The 21046-nt window shown below is 42.2% G+C and carries 14 protein-coding genes; 9 read left to right on the forward strand and 5 right to left on the reverse strand.

Translation table 11 applies throughout. From position 1 onward, the window contains the following. Positions 1 to 123: 123 nt before the first annotated feature. Positions 124 to 1653 (reverse strand): pyruvate kinase, encoded by a 1530-nt coding sequence (locus tag IM496_RS20770; protein WP_194017709.1) that lies wholly within the window; start codon positions 1651 to 1653, stop codon positions 124 to 126. A gap of 726 nt (positions 1654 to 2379) precedes the next feature. Here IM496_RS20770 and gatB point away from each other — a divergent pair. Further along, positions 2380 to 3852 (forward strand): Asp-tRNA(Asn)/Glu-tRNA(Gln) amidotransferase subunit GatB, encoded by a 1473-nt coding sequence (gatB, locus tag IM496_RS20775; protein WP_194017707.1) that lies wholly within the window; start codon positions 2380 to 2382, stop codon positions 3850 to 3852. A 214-nt stretch (positions 3853 to 4066) separates the two neighbouring features. Further along, entirely contained in the window at positions 4067 to 4717 is a 651-nt protein-coding gene (locus IM496_RS20780) for a ParA family protein (RefSeq protein WP_002745320.1), read from the forward strand. A gap of 17 nt (positions 4718 to 4734) precedes the next feature. Here the strand turns inward: IM496_RS20780 and IM496_RS20785 are convergent, their stop codons facing one another. Then, a complete protein-coding gene (locus tag IM496_RS20785; RefSeq protein WP_104396070.1) occupies positions 4735 to 5187 on the reverse strand; it encodes a DUF8637 domain-containing protein in 453 nt (150 codons plus the stop codon). A 48-nt stretch (positions 5188 to 5235) separates the two neighbouring features. Continuing rightward, positions 5236 to 6003, reverse strand: coding sequence for a pentapeptide repeat-containing protein (locus IM496_RS20790; RefSeq protein ID WP_287663125.1), 768 nt, complete (start codon positions 6001 to 6003; stop codon positions 5236 to 5238). Between the two features lie 430 nt (positions 6004 to 6433). Between IM496_RS20790 and IM496_RS20795 the strand changes: the two genes are divergently transcribed. The 3 genes from IM496_RS20795 to IM496_RS20805 are packed head-to-tail and all read left to right on the forward strand — an operon-like array spanning position 6434 to position 9760. Further along, on the forward strand, positions 6434 to 7471 hold the full coding sequence (locus IM496_RS20795; RefSeq protein WP_287663126.1) for an AI-2E family transporter: 1038 nt from the start codon (positions 6434 to 6436) through the stop codon (positions 7469 to 7471). Between the two features lie 18 nt (positions 7472 to 7489). After that, positions 7490 to 8347: an amino acid ABC transporter substrate-binding protein gene (locus tag IM496_RS20800; protein WP_287663128.1), complete on the forward strand. Its 858-nt coding sequence runs from the start codon at positions 7490 to 7492 to the stop codon at positions 8345 to 8347. Between the two features lie 12 nt (positions 8348 to 8359). Then, the gene (locus IM496_RS20805; RefSeq protein ID WP_287663129.1) at positions 8360 to 9760 is read left to right on the forward strand and encodes a DUF2079 domain-containing protein; all 1401 of its coding nucleotides are present in this window, start codon (positions 8360 to 8362) and stop codon (positions 9758 to 9760) included. Here the strand turns inward: IM496_RS20805 and miaA are convergent. Then, on the reverse strand, positions 9708 to 10649 hold the full coding sequence (gene miaA, locus IM496_RS20810) for a tRNA (adenosine(37)-N6)-dimethylallyltransferase MiaA (protein ID WP_194013958.1): 942 nt from the start codon (positions 10647 to 10649) through the stop codon (positions 9708 to 9710). The genes IM496_RS20805 and miaA overlap by 53 nt on opposite strands. Before the next feature lie 448 nt (positions 10650 to 11097). Beyond that, positions 11098 to 12951, reverse strand: coding sequence for an ATP-dependent zinc metalloprotease FtsH3 (ftsH3, locus tag IM496_RS20815; protein ID WP_002784350.1), 1854 nt, complete (start codon positions 12949 to 12951; stop codon positions 11098 to 11100). Positions 12952 to 13223: 272 nt separating this feature from the next. Here ftsH3 and IM496_RS20820 point away from each other — a divergent pair, with 272 nt between their 5' ends. The 4 genes from IM496_RS20820 to IM496_RS20835 all read left to right on the forward strand — a co-directional run. Then, positions 13224 to 14471, forward strand: coding sequence for an RNA polymerase subunit sigma-70 (locus IM496_RS20820; RefSeq protein WP_287663131.1), 1248 nt, complete (start codon positions 13224 to 13226; stop codon positions 14469 to 14471). A 2-nt stretch (positions 14472 to 14473) separates the two neighbouring features. Beyond that, positions 14474 to 15601, forward strand: coding sequence for a DUF1822 family protein (locus IM496_RS20825; RefSeq protein WP_287663133.1), 1128 nt, complete (start codon positions 14474 to 14476; stop codon positions 15599 to 15601). Positions 15602 to 15616: 15 nt separating this feature from the next. Continuing rightward, on the forward strand, positions 15617 to 18079 hold the full coding sequence (locus IM496_RS20830; RefSeq protein ID WP_287663134.1) for a CHASE2 domain-containing protein: 2463 nt from the start codon (positions 15617 to 15619) through the stop codon (positions 18077 to 18079). 231 nt (positions 18080 to 18310) lie between these two features. After that, a partial coding sequence (locus IM496_RS20835) for a tetratricopeptide repeat protein (protein WP_287663135.1) occupies positions 18311 to 21046 on the forward strand: 2736 nt, incomplete at its 3' end.

Raw genomic sequence — 21046 nt, forward strand, 5'->3', positions numbered from 1 at the left:
ACTGATAACTGATAACTGATAACTGATAACTGATAACTGATAACTGATAACTGATAACTGATAACTGATAACTGATAACTGATAACTGATAACTGATAACTGATAACTGATAACTGAAACTGCCTAAACCCAAGAATGGAGGGCGCGTAATTGGGGCGTTTTTTTAGCTTGGTGGGTCTGCATTCTTTGTAAAACATCATCGAGAATTGTCACCGCTTCGCGGATATATTCCCCCTTATTCAGCATGACACATTCGGCCCTTTCGGCCATAGCGGCATCAGTAATCTCAGCCCGGGAGGGAATACTTTTCTTGACCAGATTTTCTAGGACTTGGGTAGCCCAAATTACTGGAATATGGGCCGCTTCGCATAACCAGAGAATTTCCTCTTGAATTTCTGCGAGTCTTTGATAGCCAATTTCTACGGCCAAATCACCCCGGGCAATCATCACCCCAAAAGGTTGTTTACCGGCGGCATGAATGATTAATTCCGGTAGATTTTTCACGGCTAAAGGTGTTTCTATTTTGGCCACGATTGCTTTTTGTCGCCAAGCATCCCCCAAACGACTTTGTAACTCTAGCTGTAGTGTCTCGATATCGCTGGCTTTTTGTACAAAAGAGTAACCGATAATATCGGCATTTTCGGCAATAAAATCTAAATCTTGCCGGTCTTTTGCGGTCAAAGGATCGATATTTAAGACGGTATCGGGGAAATTTAGTCCCTTATCTGCTTTCAGTTTTTCCCCTTTCTCCCTGGCGTGGGTAATTTTTAGTAAAAGACCTTCCGGCATTATGGCAATAACTTCAGCCCCAATATGACCATCATCAATCCAAACTTTCGCCCCGACGGGAATTTGGGGAATAATTTCCGGTTGGGAACAATTAGCCTGAAAATACTGAGGATGGGCAGTATGGGGCGGTTGGGTGGTTAAGAGGAGAAAATCCCCTTGATATAGTCTGGTTTGGGACTGGGGGGCTAAAATCTGTTCTAAACGGATTTTTGGGCCAGCTAAGTCCATATAAACCTTACAGGTATGTCCATTGACTAAATTTTCGGGATTTTTGACTGCCTCGCGCAGATTTTCAATCATTCCCTGCCACTCTTTCGGGCTATCATGGGCGCAATTAATGCGAATACAGTCCATCCCGCAACGCAGTAATTGAGCGATAAAATCCGGGTCGGTTGCCGCCTCCGTCGGCATTGTCACCATAATTCGCACCCGACGCCGGGGGGAAGGCAGACCGAAAACTTCGGCGCTATGGGAAGCTAAAAGTTGATCTCCCTGGAAAAATGCCTCTAAAGGGGGATGTTTGGGTAATAATGAGGATTCTTGATGACAAACCGCCCCTAAAGTGGCAATTACGGCATCGAGGGTCGGTAAAACTTTCGATTCAATCCGGCCTAGGGAAGATAATCCCCAGGGCATTAAAGCTAATTGTAAATCCCGGATATCTTCTTGTCTCAGGGCGAGATAATAGGCTAAATTACGGGTGCTAGGTTGAAAATTCTCCTTTTCAATCAGGTTTTTCCACTGCTGCAATTTCTCCTCTCCTTCTACTGTCACAAAATGCCGTAACTTTTGCAGATGATGGAGGAGAGTTTGAGGGTAGGATAATTGTTCTCGTTTGAGTTGTTCTGAGAGAGTTAAAGACATAAAATTAAGTAAAAAGTAAAAATCGTCAATTAAGTAAGTGGTTTCAATTAAATTGAAGATAGATTTTAGGTTCGATCCCCCCTGCCCCCCTTGATAAGGGGGGTGCCGATAGGCGGGGGGATCTGACAACTTTTAACGCCTACCTACTTAAGTAAGTGGTTTCAATTAAATTGAAGATAGATTTTGTCCTTGATCCCCCCTGCCCTCCTTGATAAGGGGTGATTAAGGGGGGATACCCCTTGATAAGGAAGGTATCTGACAATTTTTAACACCCACCTACTTACTAAGGCAATACTCGCCTAGAAAATGATCACTTTCACCGTTCATATTGCTTTTGGCTGGTTATGGGTTCAGTTCTCAGGTATAATCTCTCTGTTTCTATACTAAGCAAATATCCCGCCTCTAGAAGTTAATTTTTGCTACGATTTATGTCGGTTATCTTCATGGTGAGTTGGGAAGTTTTCGTTTTCGTTGGTCGGTGGTCGATACTAGAAAGGCTAGGTTTATCGGTGAAAAATTATCGATAAGCTTCCCTGTCTTATACCTTTGATATTATTAAAATAATGGCGGACATTGGTTGAATAAATTATCTTTTTTGAGCTATATTAAAGGTGCGTAAAGTTATTAGTAACTACAGTATTAAGTTTTATGAAGGGAGGGAATGCTCCAGAATCGCGACTATAATGATTAAACAGATCATTCCTGTGTCGGCGAGAGCGAGAAAATATGTCTGCCACTGAATACGAAGCAATTATCGGTTTAGAAACCCACTGTCAACTGAACACCAGAAGCAAGATATTTTGTTCCTGTCCCACCAACTTCGATAGTCCCCCCAATACTAACGTCTGTCCCGTCTGTTTGGGTTATCCGGGGGTGTTACCCGTCCTTAACCAAGAAGTCCTGGCCAGTGCCGTTAAACTGGGATTAGCTATCGACGGTAAAATCACACCTCATAGCAAATTCGATCGCAAACAGTATTTTTATCCCGACCTGCCGAAAAATTATCAAATTTCCCAGTATGATCTCCCTATTGTCGAACAGGGTCAACTAGAAATCGAGATCGTCGATAAAAAAACTAAGGAAGTTAGCCGCAAAATTATCGGCATTACCCGTCTGCACATGGAAGAAGACGCGGGAAAACTGGTTCATGCTGGCAGCGAACGTCTCTCCGGTTCCACCCATTCCCTCGTGGATTTTAATCGTACAGGTGTACCATTGTTGGAAATCGTCTCGGAACCGGATTTACGCACCGGGGCCGAAGCGGCGGAATATGCCCAAGAATTGCGGCGTTTAGTGCGTTATCTCGGCATCAGTGACGGCAATATGCAGGAGGGTTCCCTGCGCTGCGATGTCAATATTTCCGTTCGCAAAAAAGGCACTGAAAAGTTCGGGACTAAGGTAGAAATTAAAAATATGAACTCCTTTAGTGCTATCCAAAAAGCCATAGAATACGAGATCGATCGACAAATTGAAGCGATCGAAAATGGGGAATTGATCGTACAGGAAACCCGTCTTTGGGAAGAAGCTACTCAACGGACGATTAGTATGCGGAAAAAAGAAGGTTCTAGCGATTATCGCTATTTTCCCGAACCGGATTTACCCCCCCTAGAAGTCTCCCCCGAACAGTTAAAAGCTTGGGCGGAAGAATTACCGGAATTACCCGCTCGTAAACGTCGTCGTTATGAAGAAGAATTTGGTCTTTCCGCCTACGATGCCAGGGTTTTAACCGATGATCGCACCGTGGCCGAATATTTTGAAACTGCTGTAATTGCGGGGGCAAATGCGAAATTAGTCGCTAACTGGATCAGTCAAGATATCGCCGCTTATTTGAATAATAATAAGCTGATGATCACAGAAATTGCCCTGCAAGCGTCAGACTTAGCTGAATTAGTTAAACTGATTGAAACGGGAACAATTAGTGGCAAAATTGCTAAGGAAATTTTACCCGAACTTCTCACCCAGGGCGGTTCACCCAAAGCGCTGGTGCAAAAGAAAGGATTAATACAAATTTCTGACACTTCTGCCATCGAAAAACTGATCGAGGAAATTATCGCTGCCCATCCAAGTGAGTTAGAAAAATTCCGGGCGGGTAAAACCAATCTTAAGGGATTTTTTGTCGGTCAAGTCATGAAAAAAAGCGGCGGTAAAGCCGATCCTAAATTAACTAGCCAAATCTTAGATCAAAAACTTTCTGGTTAGTTATATTCAGTGATCAGTGGGGAGCGGGAAGTGAGAAGTGGGGAAGTGGGGAAGTGGGGGAATTTCAACTAACACCCCAACACCCTAACACCCTAACACCCTATCACCCCAAAACCCCCCGCAACGCGCACGCAGTGACCACCCTGCCTCCTGCCTCCTGTCTCCTGTCTCCTGTCTCCTGACAGCTAAAATAACCGATAACTGATAACTGAAAATGACCTCGCAATTAAAGCCTAATAGCCCAAAAATTCTCGCTGTTGTCAACGGTAAAGGTGGTGTGGGTAAAACCACCACTGCGGTTAATTTAGCGGCAATTTGGGGACAGAATCAGCGTGTTTTGCTGGTGGATGCGGACCCGCAGGGTTCCTCCACTTGGTGGGTAGAAAGAAATCAAGCGGGTATGGTATTTGATTTAGCCAAACAAATTAATACAGAGAAATTAGGAGAATTGCGTCAAATTATCGAGTATGATCTGATCGTGATTGACACACCACCAGCTTTGCGTTCCGAATTACTTACGGCAGTAATAGCAGAATCAGATTATTTAATTTTACCGACTCCTCCCGCACCGATGGATTTAATGGCTTTAATTGACACGGTACGCACGGCAGTTAAACCCCTAGGAATTGCCTATCGGGTTTTGTTAACAAAAGTGGATTCCCGTAGTCTTAAGGAAACTTTGGAAGCACAAAATACTTTATTAGAATTAGGTATTCCTGCCTGTCATGCTTTTGTCAGAAATTATAAGGCCCACGAAAAAGCCGTTTTAGACGGGGTTGCTATTACCAATTGGCGCGGTAAAAATGCCCAAGAAGCCAGTGCCGATTATCGTCGTGTGGCCGAAGAATTAGAACGGGATTGGTAGATTTAAGGACAGGTTTTCTAAGGACAATATTTTTGCAGTAAAGAAATGACTAAATCTAGACCATCGGGCTGAACTTGAACAGTATAGGCTTCCGCTTCAATTTGTCGGCTAAAACCCTCGTAATTCATAAAAAATCTCCTGGTCATTGCCGGGGGTTCTATACCTAAATTAAGAGCTTTAACTGTTTTGCCCCCATGACAAAGTTGAGCGGCATGGACAGCTTCATGAATTAATGTTGGTCGAGCAATACCTAAGTCAAAAACTAGGGGATGAATCCAAATCATTCTAGTTTTACTATCAAATAAACCGTAGGCTCCTCGCACTGGTGGCGGGGCAAGTTTGACGATAAAATTGTGTTTTTCTAGAGCTTTTTGCAGACGTAAAAAATCAGGATTCGCCGCTGATAAATTCTCTTCTGCAGCTAATTGCATTCCTAGAAAAACAGCAGCGATTGTGTAATAAATGCCCATCGGGTGATAGTTCCTATTAAAAAAATATCAAAATTAGCAGGAGGTTATTCATTGATGAATCGAACCATCGGGGAGAATTGTTCCTGTTAAAATTGCTCCAGTTAATTTCACCATAATACGCTTACCAAAGCCAATTTTTGCCCCGCGTAAATCTGCCGCCGACAGATCCGCCCCGCTTAAATCCGCCCCGATGAGATTGGCTTCCTGTAAATTTGCGCCTTTAAGGTTAGCTTCGAGGAGATTGGCACGAAAAAGATTAGCTTTGTACAGATTAGCCTTTTCTAGGTTAACTTTGTGCAGGAAGCTATCGCTTAAGTCGGCATGGCTTAAATCTGCCCCGATGAGACTGCGACTAGAGAAATCTTTTTCCTTCAGGTTGGCTCCCTGTAAATCGGCTCCGTTTAAATCCCGATAGTGAGGGCGCCAGGCGGCATGATTGTGGACCTGATGGTTATTCTGGGAGTGGCTGTGTTGACTGTGGGTTTGTTGACTATGGGTTTGGGAATTTTGGCTGGGTTGGCTAGGGTGAGGCTGATAGGGGGACGCAGTTTTATAGGCGTGGGCGGGCTGTTTTTCAGTTTTAGGGGGGGAATTGGAGCGTTTAGGAGAATTTTGATGAATTTGCCGCAATTGTTCCCTAGCGTGGTTAATTTCTTGCAGTTTAGCGGTGGCTTTTTCCAAAAGACGCTGATTATCTTTGGGAATGCGATCGGGATGCCAAATAAACACCAAATCTTTGTAGGCTTGATTGATCTCGTCGAGAGATGCCCCATGATCTAACCCTAAAACTTTATAGTATCGCTCCAATTCTTTCATTATCGAAGTCCTAATACAAGGATAAAAGCATTAATGGCTACAATTTCTCTGAGTCTTGTCGGATTTTCTAGGAGAGGATTTCTTTCAGGATAATTTGACTCTGGGAGAGTTGCCATAAAATTTGAGAAAATGTCTGGTAATTAAGAAAATCTCGTTTTTCTATCCTGTTTTGTGGCGTAACTGTATAGCACATAACAGCAAAATTAGCAAATTTTTGATACAAAACTTAATTTTTGCTGTGGGGAGGTGGGGAGATAGGGAGGTGGGGAGATGGGGAGATAGGGAAGTGGGGAGGTGGGGAAGTGGGGAAATTGAACTAAAACCCCAAAACCCCAACACCCCAAAACCCCAACACCTAAAACCTGCCGACCGCCGACCGCCTCCCGACTGCTGTATGATAAAACTTGTCCCGATAGGATAAATCAAGGTCGTGAAATTTGGTCAGTGGTTGGGGTTTATCTGTTTAATAATGGCTCTCTATGTATTGTGGCAGATTCGACAGCTGTTATTATTGATTTTTATGGCGATCGTGTTTACCGTAGCCTTAAATAGATGTGTGAAAGGATTGCAGAGATTGGGGATTAAAAGGGGTTTGGCTATTTTAATCACCCTGCTGACGAGTCTAGGAATTGTGATTTTATTTTTTATAATTATTGTTCCCCCCTTTATCGAACAGTTTCAAAAATTAATTGAACTTTTACCGCAAGCTTGGGATTTAGTCCGTAATAACTTGATTCGATGGCGACAACAATTCCAATTTGATTGGTTGCCATCGCTGCCTAATTTAACTGATTTAGTCCAGCAGTTACAACCTTTAGGAACCTTTGTTTTTAGTAACTTTTTTACCTTCTTTTCTAACTCAGTTGCGGCCATTTTGCAATTATTATTCGTGCTGGTGTTAGCAATGATGATGTTAGTCAACCCCCAACCCTATCGACAAGCTTTCTTAAAATTATTTCCTAACTTCTATCGTCGTCGTGCCGAGGAAATTCTTACCCTGTCGGAAGCGGGTTTAGGTAATTGGTTGTTGGGAATTGCCATTAGTTCAACTATGGTAGGATTATTCAGTGGGTTCGGTCTTTTTGTTCTACAAATTAATCTAGTTCTCGTTCATGCTATCCTAGCAGGATTGCTCAATTTTATCCCTAATATCGGACCGACTGCTAGTGTGATTTTTCCCATTCTAATTGCTGTTATCGATGCACCTTGGAAAATTGTCGCTATTCTGATTCTCTATTTTATTATCCAAAATGTCGAAAGTTATTGGCTGACACCCACTGTCATGGCTAAACAGGTATCTTTACTACCGGCAATTACCCTAATCGCTCAAATTTTCTTTGCTCAAATGTTTGGCATCTTAGGTTTATTATTGGCTTTACCTTTGACAGTGGTAGTAAAAACATGGTTAGATGAATTATTATTCAAAGACATTTTAGATCAATGGGATCACGGTCATAACAAATCTTAAATAATCTCGGCAAAAACCATGAAATTAATCATTCTTACTCTCGTTATTTTATCTAATGTTTTTGCTCCCCTCCCAGCTAAGTCTGAAACGGTTCTAGAAAAAATTAAACGCACGGGATTATTAGAAGTAGCTATGAGAGAAGATGCGATTCCCTTTGGCTATCGGGATAGTAATAATAATTTGCAGGGATTATGCTTAGATTTTATCCAATTGCTTAGAGAGGAACTTAAGCACAAATTAAACCTCCAAATCATCAGTGTCAAAATTTATAAATCGACTTTATTTAATCGCTTCCAGTTATTGGAAAATAAAACCGTTGATTTCGAGTGTGGTCCTAATAGTATCAGAAAAAATATACCTAATGGTGTCAGTTTTTCTCGTCCTTTTTTTGTCACGGGAACTCAGTTTTTAGTTCGGAGTGATAATCAGAATAATTTTAACTTTTCTTCGTCCTTAGAAGCTGTAACTATTGGAGTTTTACGAGATACCAGCACTCAGGAATTATTAAGACAAAAATATCCTCTTGCTACCTATCAAGAATTTCAAGGAGTGACGGGAAGACTGCGGGGTATCCAAAGTTTAAGAAGGAATAGAATAGATGCTTTTGCTAGTGATGGTATTCTGCTAATTGGAGAAGCTGTCATTCTCGGTTTATCCCTAGGAAAAGATTATCAACTTATCCCCCGCAATCCTTTAAATTGTGATTATTATGGTTTCATTCTTCCCGCTAATGATCCCCAATGGCAAGAGTTTATTAATGGGGTTATCGTCACCAGTGAGAACAGAAATATTTTTAAAGCATGGTTTACTGAAGTTGCTTCCTATTTTAGATATACCTGGCAGTATTGTCGTAATAATCCCGAAAAATCTCAGTAAAACTTAATGATTATGCCTAAAAAAAATGATTTATTTTGGTTGATTGGTTGCGCTACAATAATCCTGTTTATTTGCAGCAGCATCAGACATATTTTATTTCAATCTAACGCTCTCGATCTTGGTTGGTTTGATCAGGGAGTTTACCTAATTTCTCAAGGTAAACCACCGATTATATCTTTTGTTGATTACCATATTTTAGGCGATCATATCGCTTTTATTCTCTATCCTATAGCCTTACTTTATAAAATTTATCCTAGCGTTTATTGGCTGCTTCTCTTGCAAGCTTTTTCCCTTTCCCTTGCCGTTTTTCCCCTCTGGCAATTGGCAATACAAGCGGGATTAAAAGAAAAACAAGCTTATACATTAGCCTTAGTTTATCTGCTCTATCCCCTGATTTTTAATGTTAATCTCTTTGATTTTCATCCAGAAGTTATCGCAGTTCCAGCAATTTTTTGGACAATTTTAGCGGCAAGATTAAATAATCTCTGGGGATTTTGTCTAGGAATCATTATTATTCTCGGTTGTAAAGCAATTCTCTCTTTAACATTGTTGGGAATGGGTATCTGGTTACTTCTCTGGGAAAAGAAAAAAATCCCCGGAATAATTGCCATGATTACCGGCATTCTTTGGTTTATTATCACCACGAAGTTATTAATTCCCCTCCTGACAGGAAAATCGGCAGTTGTTGAAATGGCCGATTCTCGATATAGTTATCTAGGAGATAGTTTACCAGCAATTATCTTTAATCTTTTCCTCAAACCCGATCTAGTCTTAGGAAAAATCTTTACTGGCAATAATCTAGAATACCTAATCCTATTATTTATTCCCTTAGTTTGGGGTTTATCTTGGCGCTATTCTGCCCCAATAATTGCTGCTATTCCCGCACTCGCTTTAAATTTATTAGCAGATCATGCCCCACAAAAAAACTTAACCACTCAATATTCCCTGCCAATTTTGCCCTTTTTATTTCTAGCGGTTATCGCCACTTTAGCCCATAATAGTAACTGGTTAAAAAAACCTAAATGGATAATTACTTGGGCAATTATTGCCTTTTTTGCCTTAGCTAAATACGGCTATTTTTGGTCACTGTATTTAAATTCCCTCGATACTTGGTCCGCCACCCAAAAAGTTCTAACCCAAATTACCACCAGTGAGAGTGTCTTGACTACTTCTAGAATTGCCCCCCATCTTACCCATCGAGAAATGATCAAATTAGCGATCGAAGGTTCCCAATCCCTAGATTTAAATCAATTTAATTATATCCTACTCGATCGCCGTCATCCCGGTTGGTCTAGTTCACCAGAACTAATTGATTATCACTTAAATAAACTGAATCAAAATGAGAACTTTCAGTTAATCGTTAATCAGAATGATGTGTTTTTATATCGGGCAACTCCTCAAGAAACAAAATAATTTTTCGTTCCACCGATTTCAATAAATTTTCTTTATCGACGGGAAACCAGATAATATCAGCATCGGCACGAAACCAAGTGCGCTGACGTTTGGCAAATTGACGGGTGTGGAGGATAATTAGATCGATCGCCTGTTCTAAAGAAATTTCTCCGAGGAGATATTGCTTAATCTCTGCATAACCCAAAGTCTGCAAAAGTGGCAAATCCCAACCGTATTTATCCCCCAAATTCTGCACCTCTGCTACTAATCCTTTTGCAATCATTTGATGAGTACGAACAGTGATCCGCTTGTCTAAACTTTCTGGGGAACAGTCTAAACCAATTTGTAAAATTGGATAAGTGGGAGGGTTTTCTCCCTGCTGACTAGAGATAGGTTTTCCTGTCAGATAAAAAACCTCTAAAGCGCGTAAAGTCCTTACCTGATCATGGGGATGAATTTTTTTAGCAGCCTCCTCATCTACCTGCATCAGAATTTGATAAAGATAGGATTGTCCTAAAGCTTGTAATTGCCGTCTTAAATCCGGTTGAGGGGAAACCCTCGGTATTTTTAAACCTTTGACAATGGACTTGATATAAAGTCCCGTACCACCGACCAAAAACAGAGGAGAATAGTGGAGAGTGGTGATTAAATCCTCAGCCTGTTCTTGGTACTGTGCTAGGGTGAAATTATCTTGAGGATCACAAATATCAATTAGATAATGGGGAATCCGCTGACATTCTTCTAAGCTAGGTTTAGCAGTACCAATATTAAATTCTCGATAGATTTGTCGGGAATCGGCACTGAGAATTACTGAATTAAACTTTTCAGCCAATTGTAGTGCTAAACTGGATTTTCCCGTGGCAGTTGCCCCACAAATAACAATTAAAATAGGTAAAGAGGAAGGCTGCATCTCATTTTCGTAAATCTACCAAGTTGGGATTTTTAAGGGGAAACTCTCGGTTAAAATCGGGCCTTACTTGCGATTTTATCACTCAATCCAAGCTTTTGGGGGGTTCTACCCCCCAACCCCCCCGCGCATTAGCTTTTCGGTGGGATGCTTACACGCAGTTGTTCATACATTTGTACCAATTTCAGAGTCACTGATAATTGCTGATTGTCGGTATTTCTGCAAATGTGAGATGCAGCCAAGAGGAAAGAGGAAGTAGTCATCGATTTTACATGACAGTAAACAGTAATCAGTGAAAAGACAGGACTGTTAAGCTAAGACGCATTTAAACAGGGTATTGTTAAGCTGATTAACAGCTTATCAGCAAGAAATTAAGTTTGTCATTAATTTTCGTTGAACAAAAAAAACAGCATCCTGATGGGTGCTGTTTGTCAAGAAAATGTTACAAAACTTAAGCTAAAGCCGCCATTTTCACATCGTTATTAGCGAGGATATTTTGTAACTCCTCCGCGTCCACGGTTTCTTTTTCCACTAACATTTGCGCTAACTGGTCCAAGATGGCGCGGTTATTGACTAAAACCTCTTTAGCGCGACGATAGGCCTGTTCCACTAAGTTACGCACTTCCTCGTCAATAGCTGCCGCAGTTTCATCGGAGAAATCTCGATCGGAAGCGATATCACGACCTAGGAAAACATTACCATTTTGACGACCTAAAGCCACTGGACCGAGGCGATCGCTCATTCCGAAACGAGTTACCATTTGCCGCGCTACTCGTGCCACCTGTTGCAGGTCATTAGAAGCACCCGTAGTCACTTCTTCCTCACCGAAGATAATTTCTTCAGCTAAACGACCCCCCAAAGCTACAGCCATCTGATTTTGCAGATAAGCGCGAGAATATAACCCGGATTCCATGCGATCCTCGCTGGGAGTGAACCAAGTTAAACCCCCGGCGCGACCGCGAGGAATAATACTAATTTTCTGGACGGGATCGTAATCCGGCATTAAAGCACCCACCAAAGCGTGACCAGCTTCATGGTAAGCAACTAAAGTTTTGCGTTTTTCACTCATGACGCGATTTTTCTTCTCAGGACCGGCCAGAACACGATCGATCGCATCGTTGATCTCATCCATGGAAATCTCGGTTAAATTGCGACGTGCGGCTAAAATTGCGGCTTCGTTGAGCAAATTAGCCAGATCCGCACCGGTAAAACCGGGGGTACGACGGGCGATTTTATCGAGATCCACGTCTTGGGCCAAAGTTTTGCCTCTGGAGTGGACATTAAGGATTTCCTTACGGCCAGCGTAATCGGGACGATCCACCACCACTTGGCGATCAAAACGACCCGGACGTAATAAAGCGGCATCCAGCACATCGGGGCGGTTAGTGGCGGCGATAATGATAATACCTGTATTACCTTCAAAACCGTCCATTTCCGTTAATAATTGGTTGAGGGTTTGTTCCCGTTCATCGTTACCACCCCCTAAACCGGCACCCCGTTGACGACCGACAGCATCAATCTCATCGATAAAGACGATACAAGGTGCATTCGCTTTCGCTTGTTCAAATAGGTCGCGGACGCGAGAAGCACCCACCCCGACGAACATTTCCACGAATTCCGAACCGGAAATGCTAAAAAACGGGACTCCTGCTTCTCCAGCTACTGCGCGAGCAAGCAGGGTTTTACCTGTCCCCGGAGGACCGACTAAAAGGACTCCTTTGGGGATTTTTGCCCCAATTGCCGTGAAGCGATCGGCATTTTTCAGGAAGTCCACCACTTCGTTTAATTCTAATTTTGCCCCTTCAATCCCGGCCACATCACCGAAAGTAACCTGGGTTTGGGGTTCCATCTGTACTCTTGCTTTCGATTTGCCGAAGTTCATCGCTTGGGAACCGGGGCCACTTTGGGCGCGACGGAGCAAGAAAAATAGACCAACAAGAAGCAATATAGGGAAAAATAGGCTACTGAAGGCTCTTACCCATACTCCTTCTTCTCTTTGGGGCAGTACGGAAATATCAACGTTATTTTCTGCCAAGATGTTGATTAATTGCGGATCGTTGGGTAGGTTTACTAATACATTTGTTCCATCTTGAGTGGGTACGATCGCTCGTTGCCGGTCGGCACTTAAGCGCACGGTTTCTACTTTACCTTCGCGTACTTCCTGTAAAAATTCACTATACTTCCAAGTTTGTTGCACTGCTGGCTGGCGATCGAAGAAAGCTGAGGCCAAGGCAAGGACTACGATTAACAATAGGGCATATAGTCCCGCATTGCGCCATTTTTTGTTATTACCGTTTTTGTTCACGCTGTCGAACTCCTGATAAATTGAGGATGATCTTATCGGTTGTCAAGGGGTTGTTAACTTATGTTAACGTTTCTCAGGAACAGTGGACAGGTTTTTTTTTAATATGCCCGTTCTGGTCCGCCATGGGGGTTAGCTGTTGGGGGTGGGGGAGTATGTCAATGTGACTCTCCTAGACCGAGTATGATCAATTTGTAACAAAATGCCAAAATACTGCATAAAAGCTGCAAGTGGAACGATAGAGAGTTTAGTTGACCTCCACGGGGACTAGCTAGATGAAAAAACGAGAGACTTTGCTGGAGAAGTTTTGTTGCTTTTTAGTTTTGCAGCAAAATAGGACACAATGGAATTGCGATCGGCGTTTGCGTCGTAACATGGAAAGCTATGGCCAAATCGATCCTAATGTCGAGTCCGAGGATTATTGGGCCCTATTCTTTCACCAACAGTATCAGAATCACGGTTCCCAAAATCATCTTTTCCGTGGGCATTTATACGCTTATTTGCAGGAACCTTGCTACTGGGCTGCTGCCGAAATCTATCAAAAATATCAAGCTAAACTAGATTATCAGATCGAAGACTACTTTAACGAAGGAATTCTTGGTTTTGAGGCTATCTTAGCTGACTTTAAGCCTTTATTCTCCACTCGCTTCGATAATTTTGCCAATCAGAGGATTAAATATCGCTTAATCGATCGCATCCGTCAGATTAGTCAAGCATTCGGCCATAATACTTGGAGCCTACTACTTAATTCTACCGGAGCGCGTCTCAGCCAAGCTCTCCTGGCGAGGGGATTAGTGGGAGAAACTCTCGAAAATTACCTTTTAGCTTGGGATTACTATAAAGAAATTTATGCCCAGGCAAAAATAAAAACCGATGGTAAAATTCAGGAACCTAGTCCAGAAATCTGGCAAAAAATCGCCGCTGCTTATAACTCGGATAGCCACTCTACCATCAAAATCAATTCTGCAACAATTAACCGATGGTTAGAGGATGCGGGACAAGCTATTTTTGATTATTTATTTCCCCAAGGAAAAACAATTTCCCTACAGCAACCTTTCGGGGATGGGGAAAGTAGCACGAGGGAGGAAATGATCGAAGATACTCTCCATAATAACCCTTGGCAGCAGTTAGAAGCGGCGGAAAATTTTCGCGAGTCGCAACAAAACCACCAAAAAATTCTAGCTTGGTTGCGGGCAGAAATTCAACAGATTTGTCAGCAGCCGCAACAGGTAAAACTGCATCCGCAAATTCAGTTAATTCTAGAGATGACTTATGGTTCAGGGTTGGGACAAGTGGCAATTGCCGCTAAGATTACAGAAATTACCACGGTAGTTATCAAACAATATCAGGTTTCTAGGGAACTGGATAAAGTTTATCGTCACCTCGCTAAAAAGTTTTTACCCTGGGCCAGCGAAAACCTGCATATTTCTTTCCAGTCCCACGATAGAGAAGTTATTAGTAAGGCAATAGAACCATGGCTAACATACTACTATCAAACCAGCGCAACAACTCAGGAGGATTAATTATGGTTAATGATTGGTTAGAACTAACTCCTGATAGCATTTGGCTAGAAATACCCGCAGATATTCAAGAGATAAGTTGGGCAAAAAGTGCCAGTTTTACTGATGCCAGTATTCGTCAGAGATTTTATATTAATTATCTCTGTCAACAAGTTATTTTTAACTATCTACAGTCAGGGATGCCTGGGGTTAGCTTAGTAGAAAATCAAGAGGATTTCTGGCAACTAGGAGTTAATGGTTTTACCGTTAAATTAGGCGAAAAGTCAGTAATATTTATTGCCAGCGAAACTCTGGATCTAGAAGCGATCGAAATTCCTCAAGAATGGGTAGATATTCCTCAATTAATTGGTGATTATTATTTAGCGGTACAGGTAAACACTGCCGAAAGTCATCTGAGAATTTGGGGTTATACTACCCATAAAGATATTAAGGAAAAAGGACAATATATTAAGCGTAATCTTAACTACTCTCTACCGAGAAATCAACTGCAATCAGGATCAGATTCTTTGGATTTATGGGGAGAGTGTCAATTACAAGCAGTGAGGATTGAACCGGAAAAGATGGAAGAAAAACTATCTTTAGATAGATTGACAACCTTACTAGACATCTTAGCTAATCCTCAGTTAATCTTTCCCAGAAAAGCCGTTACTTTTCAAGAATGGGCAGCAGTTATCGTCAATAGTAACTGGAGAAAAATTTTAATTACCCGTCGGCAAAAATCCCCCGTCAAGTTAACCAATTGGTTTGCCGATAATTTCCCCATTGATTGGCAAAGTATCCTCAATTTTAGCTCACTGTCACTGGTTCCAGCATTCAAAAATACAGAAATTAAACGCATCAAAGATTTAGGAGTAGAATTACTGGGAAATCCCCTCGCTTTGATGATTACTATCGCTAAAACTGAAGAAGTATTTAGCCTGCAAGCGACTGTTTACCCCACCGGAGAAACAAGCACTTTACCCCCCCATTTAAAATTAACTATTCTCACCGAAACTGGTCAGGTTTTTCGAGAAGTAATTGCCACAGATAACGATGAATTTATTCGTTATCGATTTGATGCTGAATTGGGGGATAAATTCTTCATTGAAGTGGCTTTAGAATCGGCAAGAGTCACCGAATATTTACAAGTATAAGCGAGGAAAAACTTAATGATTAAACTCTTAACTCTCGAACTAGATGGCACATTCGATCGGGGATTTAAAGTAAAATTAGAAATTCGTCCCGATCTTAATTCTCGTCCCCAAACTGTGATCAAAGCAAGGCTACCAGCTAATTTAGAGTTATTAACTCTTTACCGTCAATGGCAACGTCACTATAGTGAATTAGAGGGATTTTTTAAGGTCTTAAAAGATAGCAATCCCCAACAAATTACCAATAGTTCTCAGCAGAATTTAGTTTTTAAAAACTGCCAAGAAAAAGCCAAATTATTTGAGGATAACTTAAACAAATGGTTGAATAATAGCCCAGAATTTGAACCGATCAAAACCGCAATTCTGCGCTCTGGCAATAACTTTCGTATCTGGTTACAAACCGATAATATTTGGCTGCAAAGATTCCCCTGGGAAAAATGGGAAATTCTCCAAAATACTGGCGCAGATATAGCCATTATTGTCTCAGAATACGATACCTTAACCAGACAATTAAAAAATCATGAAAAAATTCGGATTTTAGCCATTTTAGGCTATGCCACCGACTTAAAATTTCTCGAAGAAGATCGCAAAACTTTAGACGATATTGCGGGAAAAGCAGGAGCCGAAATTATCTGGGAAAAAGCTCCCCACCCGCAAAAATTAAATCAGTTATTGCGTCAAGAAACTTGGAATATCCTCTTTTTTAGCGGTCATAGTGCCAGTACAGAAGATGGCCAAGATTGCGAAATTCAACTAACAGAAACTCATAAATTAAAGATAGCTGATTTTAGCTTTTCTCTGGGAGAAGCTACTAAAAACGGGTTAAAGTTAGCGATATTTAACTCCTGTGATGGTATCGGTTTAGCACAACAACTATCACGGGAAAAAGGGATGGCATTACCCCATCTAATCTTTATGCGCGAGAAATTACCCGATCCTGTTTCTCCCAAATTTCTGCAATACTTTTTAACCGCTTTTACCAATAATAAATCTCTCTATAGCGCCGTACATGAAGCCCAAAAAAATCTGCACGATGACTGGGAAAAAGACTATCCCTGTGCCAGTTGGCTGCCCGTAGTTTGCCCCAATCCCACCGAAGAACCCCCCACTTGGCATAGTTTCAGTAACTCCCCTCAAAAACAACAAAATTGGCGACGATTCGCTCTAACTTTCGGTTTAGGTTTAGCCGTAACGATGACAGTCTTGGCAATAAGAGAAACAGGAATTTTAGAACCCTTAGAATTAAATATTTATGATCGCCTGATGCAACTAAAACCCAAAGATAAACCCGATGAAAGATTATTAATTATTACCATTGATCGCCAAGATTGGGCCTATCAAGATCGCATGGGTATGAAAAGACCAACAATACCCGGAAGCGATCGAAAACGTTCCCTCGCAGGAGAAGCATTATCGCAGCTTTTAAATAAATTACTGCCCTACGAACCGCAAATTATCGCCTTAGATATCCTCCGTCCCATCGCTGCCAGTCAAGATTATCCACCCCTAGCCAAACAATTACAAAATACTCCTAATTTTATCTCGATTTGTAAGTTTAATAATTACCCGCAACCGGACGGATTTCCCCCACCCCCGGAACTGCCAAAAAATCAGAGTGGTTTTAGTAACATAGTCCCAGACGAAACCATTGCCGGAGTTCCCCGAATTCGTCGTTTTTTATATCAGGCAAAACTCGATCGCACCTCTCCCTGTCTTCCCCCGGATTCTTTGGCCAAAGTTGACTCAATGTCCTGTAATTTTAAAGATTATGCTCCTAGTTTTAGTCTCCTAATTGCCAAACGATATCTAGAATCCCAGAATCAAGATTTTGACTGCAATAAACTGGAGCGGGGAATTCTAGAAATTAATATCGGGGATACTCATCTCGGTGACTGGCTACAATCCAACCGCGGCCCCTACAGAACCAGTCAATCCGATACCCGATCCGGCCGTCAAGTTATGCTCGCTTACCGTCGAATCGCCGATAATGGCATCGATGCAATCATCAAAATTGCTCCGAAAAAATCTCTCCGACAGGTTTTAGATCCGCGTTTTAATTCCGAATCAGTCCGGGAAAAAATTGTCCTGATTGGAGTAACAGAACCCGGGATCGATGATTTTTTAACCCCCTTTAGTCGCAACCCATCGGAAGCAATTCCGGGGGTTTATTTGCACGCGCACGCAGTCAGTCAAATTCTCGATACAATGGAAGGAAAACGTACCTCGATCGCTTTCTGGAATCCCCTACAGGAGGCTTTCTGGGTGCTGGGTTGGTCCCTGGTGGGGGGATTATTAACGTGGCGTTTTTTTCGGGTAAAAACGGTACTTTTGACAGTGGCGATCGCTGTGATTTCCCTTACTGGTATCGGTTGGCTTCTCTTTAGTTATTTCGGTCTCTGGGTTCCGATTATTCCCCCAGCGATCGCACTTCTCACCACCTCCGGTATCTTCTTTTTTCTTCGTTCTTACTACTTAAAATAGCAAGGTAAGGCTTGCTGAAAAAGTACGGGCGAAGCATTCGGATAGAAAATCTCCGGTTTCACCGATAGGTTATTGCCCGAATGCTTCGCCCCTACAGGACCCGGGCCGATGAAGACGCAAGGTTTTGAAGCACGATTCTCTCAAAATCTTGCACCTGTTTCACGAGAAAAACGACAAAACTCTTACCTTGCCTACATTTCACATTTATTCAGCAAACCCTAGGTAACAACCATGATCAAACCTTCGATCGCCCTCATCCTTCTTTTCTCCCTACTGCCTCAACCCGGGTTAACCCTTATCACCCCGGCTGCCGGAAATATTTCTAATCATCCCATTCTGACGGCACAGGGCGATCGGGAGCTTACCGAGGAGCAATTCCTACAACGAGTCACCGTTCGGATTACTAGCGAGACAAATCGGGGATCGGGGACGATTATTGCTAAAAAAGGCGATAATTACCTTGTCCTAACCAACGCCCACGTTACCCGCAGCGCGAAAACCCTACAGGTACAAACTTACGACGGCCACAGCCGTGCGGCCCGCATTGTCCCCAATTCCCTATCGGAGAATCAAGATCTCGCTCTGCTGGAGTTTAGCGATACCCGGGACTATTCGATCGCCACCATCGCGGAGTTTACCATCAATCAAAACAGCATCGGTTTAGAAGTGGTGGCCGCGGGATATGTTGCCGAAACGGGACAGTATCGGACGACAAAGGGAACCCTCGAACAGGTGAGCGATCGACCCCTCCGGGATGGCTACAGCGTCGGTTATAGTGGCGATATCGTGCAGGGAATGAGTGGCGGCGGCATTTTTGTCGAGCGGGATTTAATCGGCATTAACGGGCGATCGGCCCATCCGATTCTCTCTAACTACATCTACGAGGACGGTACAAAACCCACAGACGCAGAAATCCAACAGATGAGAGCGGTTAATTGGGGCATTTCCATCAATACCCTATTAACCTACATCCGTCCCGAAATCCTCAGCGCCTATAACCTACCCCTACCGCAGGTGAACCCCGATATAGAAACCACCGCCCCTACTGACTATATCGCCGAATTAGAAGCGAAAGCCAAGGGTTTCACCGTGCGGATTGATAGTAGCAGTAAAGCCAATGGAAGTGGCGTAATTGCCAATGGAAGTGGCGTAATTATCGCTAAAGAAGGGAATATTTACACCGTCCTAACCGCCGATCACGTCCTTTGCGGAGAAATGGCACGCACCGACAGCTGTGCTGATTACACCTACACCGTCGTCACCAGCGACGGCAAAACTCGAAACATCGAGAAAAGCACCATCATCCGGCAGGAAGGGGTAGATTTAGCAGTTTTTCAGTTTGAAAGCCTGGACAATTATCCCGTTGCGGAAATAGCGAATTATAACCCAAATACCGGTGATTTTGTTTTTGCGGCAGGCTTCCCCAAAATTGGCGACAATCCCTCGAAATGGTTGTTTAGTGGCGGTAGAATTATCGAGAAAGAACTGGGATTACTACTAACCCGCCAAAGTGACTTAAGCACGCAACAAAGTGGAACATTACAAAGTGTTGCTTCTTTAACCGGAGGCTATGAATTAGTTTATACCAGCATCACATTTGGGGGCATGAGTGGCGGTGCAGTCTTAGACTCCCAGGGGAGAGTAATAGGGATTCATGGACGTTCAGAAGGAGCAGGGGGGGGGAAAATTCAGTTAGGGTTTAGTTTGGGGATTCCCATTAGCACTTTTATCGGATTGCAAGAAAGATTGAAGGTAAAACCGCAATTATTAACCACTGCTCAACCCCAAGTTAGTCCGCAACAACAACAAGAAATTATTCAAGCGATTACTGGTGTTATTGTCCCTAATACCAATGCGAAGGCGGATATTTGGATAGAAAGGGGAGGACAATTATGGCGGTTACGGAGGCATGAGGAAGCAATTAAGGCGTTTGATGAAGCGATTAAGCAAAATGACCCCAAGAATGTCTATTTAGCTTGGTATGGGAAGGGATTAGCGTTATTTGGTTTAGATAAAGATCAACCAGCTATAGAAGCTTTGCAACAAGCGATTAATACCTTACCTACAGGAGAAGATTTAAAGGAGTTTCACAGTAGTATTTTACAACTGCAAAGTGTTGTTTATCGCTCTTTAGAAAATTATGAGCAAGCCTTAACGGTGATTAATCAGGCGATTTCTCTGTTTCCCAATAACCCCAATCACTATATCGAAAAATGGGTAGTATTATATGAGTTAAAACGCTATGATGAGGGATTAGACACAATTACTCAGGCAATTAATCGCGCTCCTCGTGCTTTTTGGTATATGATTCGTGGGGGTTCCTATTCCTTGCAAAAAAAATACGAATTAGCTTTAGCTGACTTAAACAAAGCTATGAAACTTAATCCTAATTATGCTCTGGCTTACTCTGTTCGGGGGGAGCTTTACTATTACCAAAAAAAATACGAATTAGCTTTAGCTGACTGGAACAAAGCTATTAAAATTAATCCTAATTTTGCTATGGCTTACAGCGATCGGGGGAATATTTACTATGACCAACAAAAATACGAATTAGCTTTAGCTGACTGGAACAAAGCTATTGAACTTGATTCTAAGTTAGCTGGGGCTTACAACAATCGTGGACGTTTTTACTATTACCAACAAAAATACGAATTAGCTTTAGCTGACTGGAACAAAGCTATTGACATTAATCCTAATTTAGCTGAGGCTTACAACAATCGTGGGGTTCTTTACTATAACCAACAAAAATACGAATTAGCATCAGATGATTACAACAAAGCTATTGAAATTAATCCTAATTATGCTGAGGCTTACAACAATCGGGGGCTTCTTTACTATAACCAACAAAAATACGAATTAGCATCAGATGATTACAACAAAGCTATTGAAATTAATCCTAATTATGCTGAGGCTTACAACAATCGGGGGCTTCTTTACTATAACCAACAAAAATACGAATTAGCATCA

Origin of the sequence: Microcystis sp. M049S2 (assembly GCF_020245625.1) — a bacterium.
In the GTDB taxonomy this organism is placed as follows: domain Bacteria; phylum Cyanobacteriota; class Cyanobacteriia; order Cyanobacteriales; family Microcystaceae; genus Microcystis; species Microcystis ichthyoblabe_A.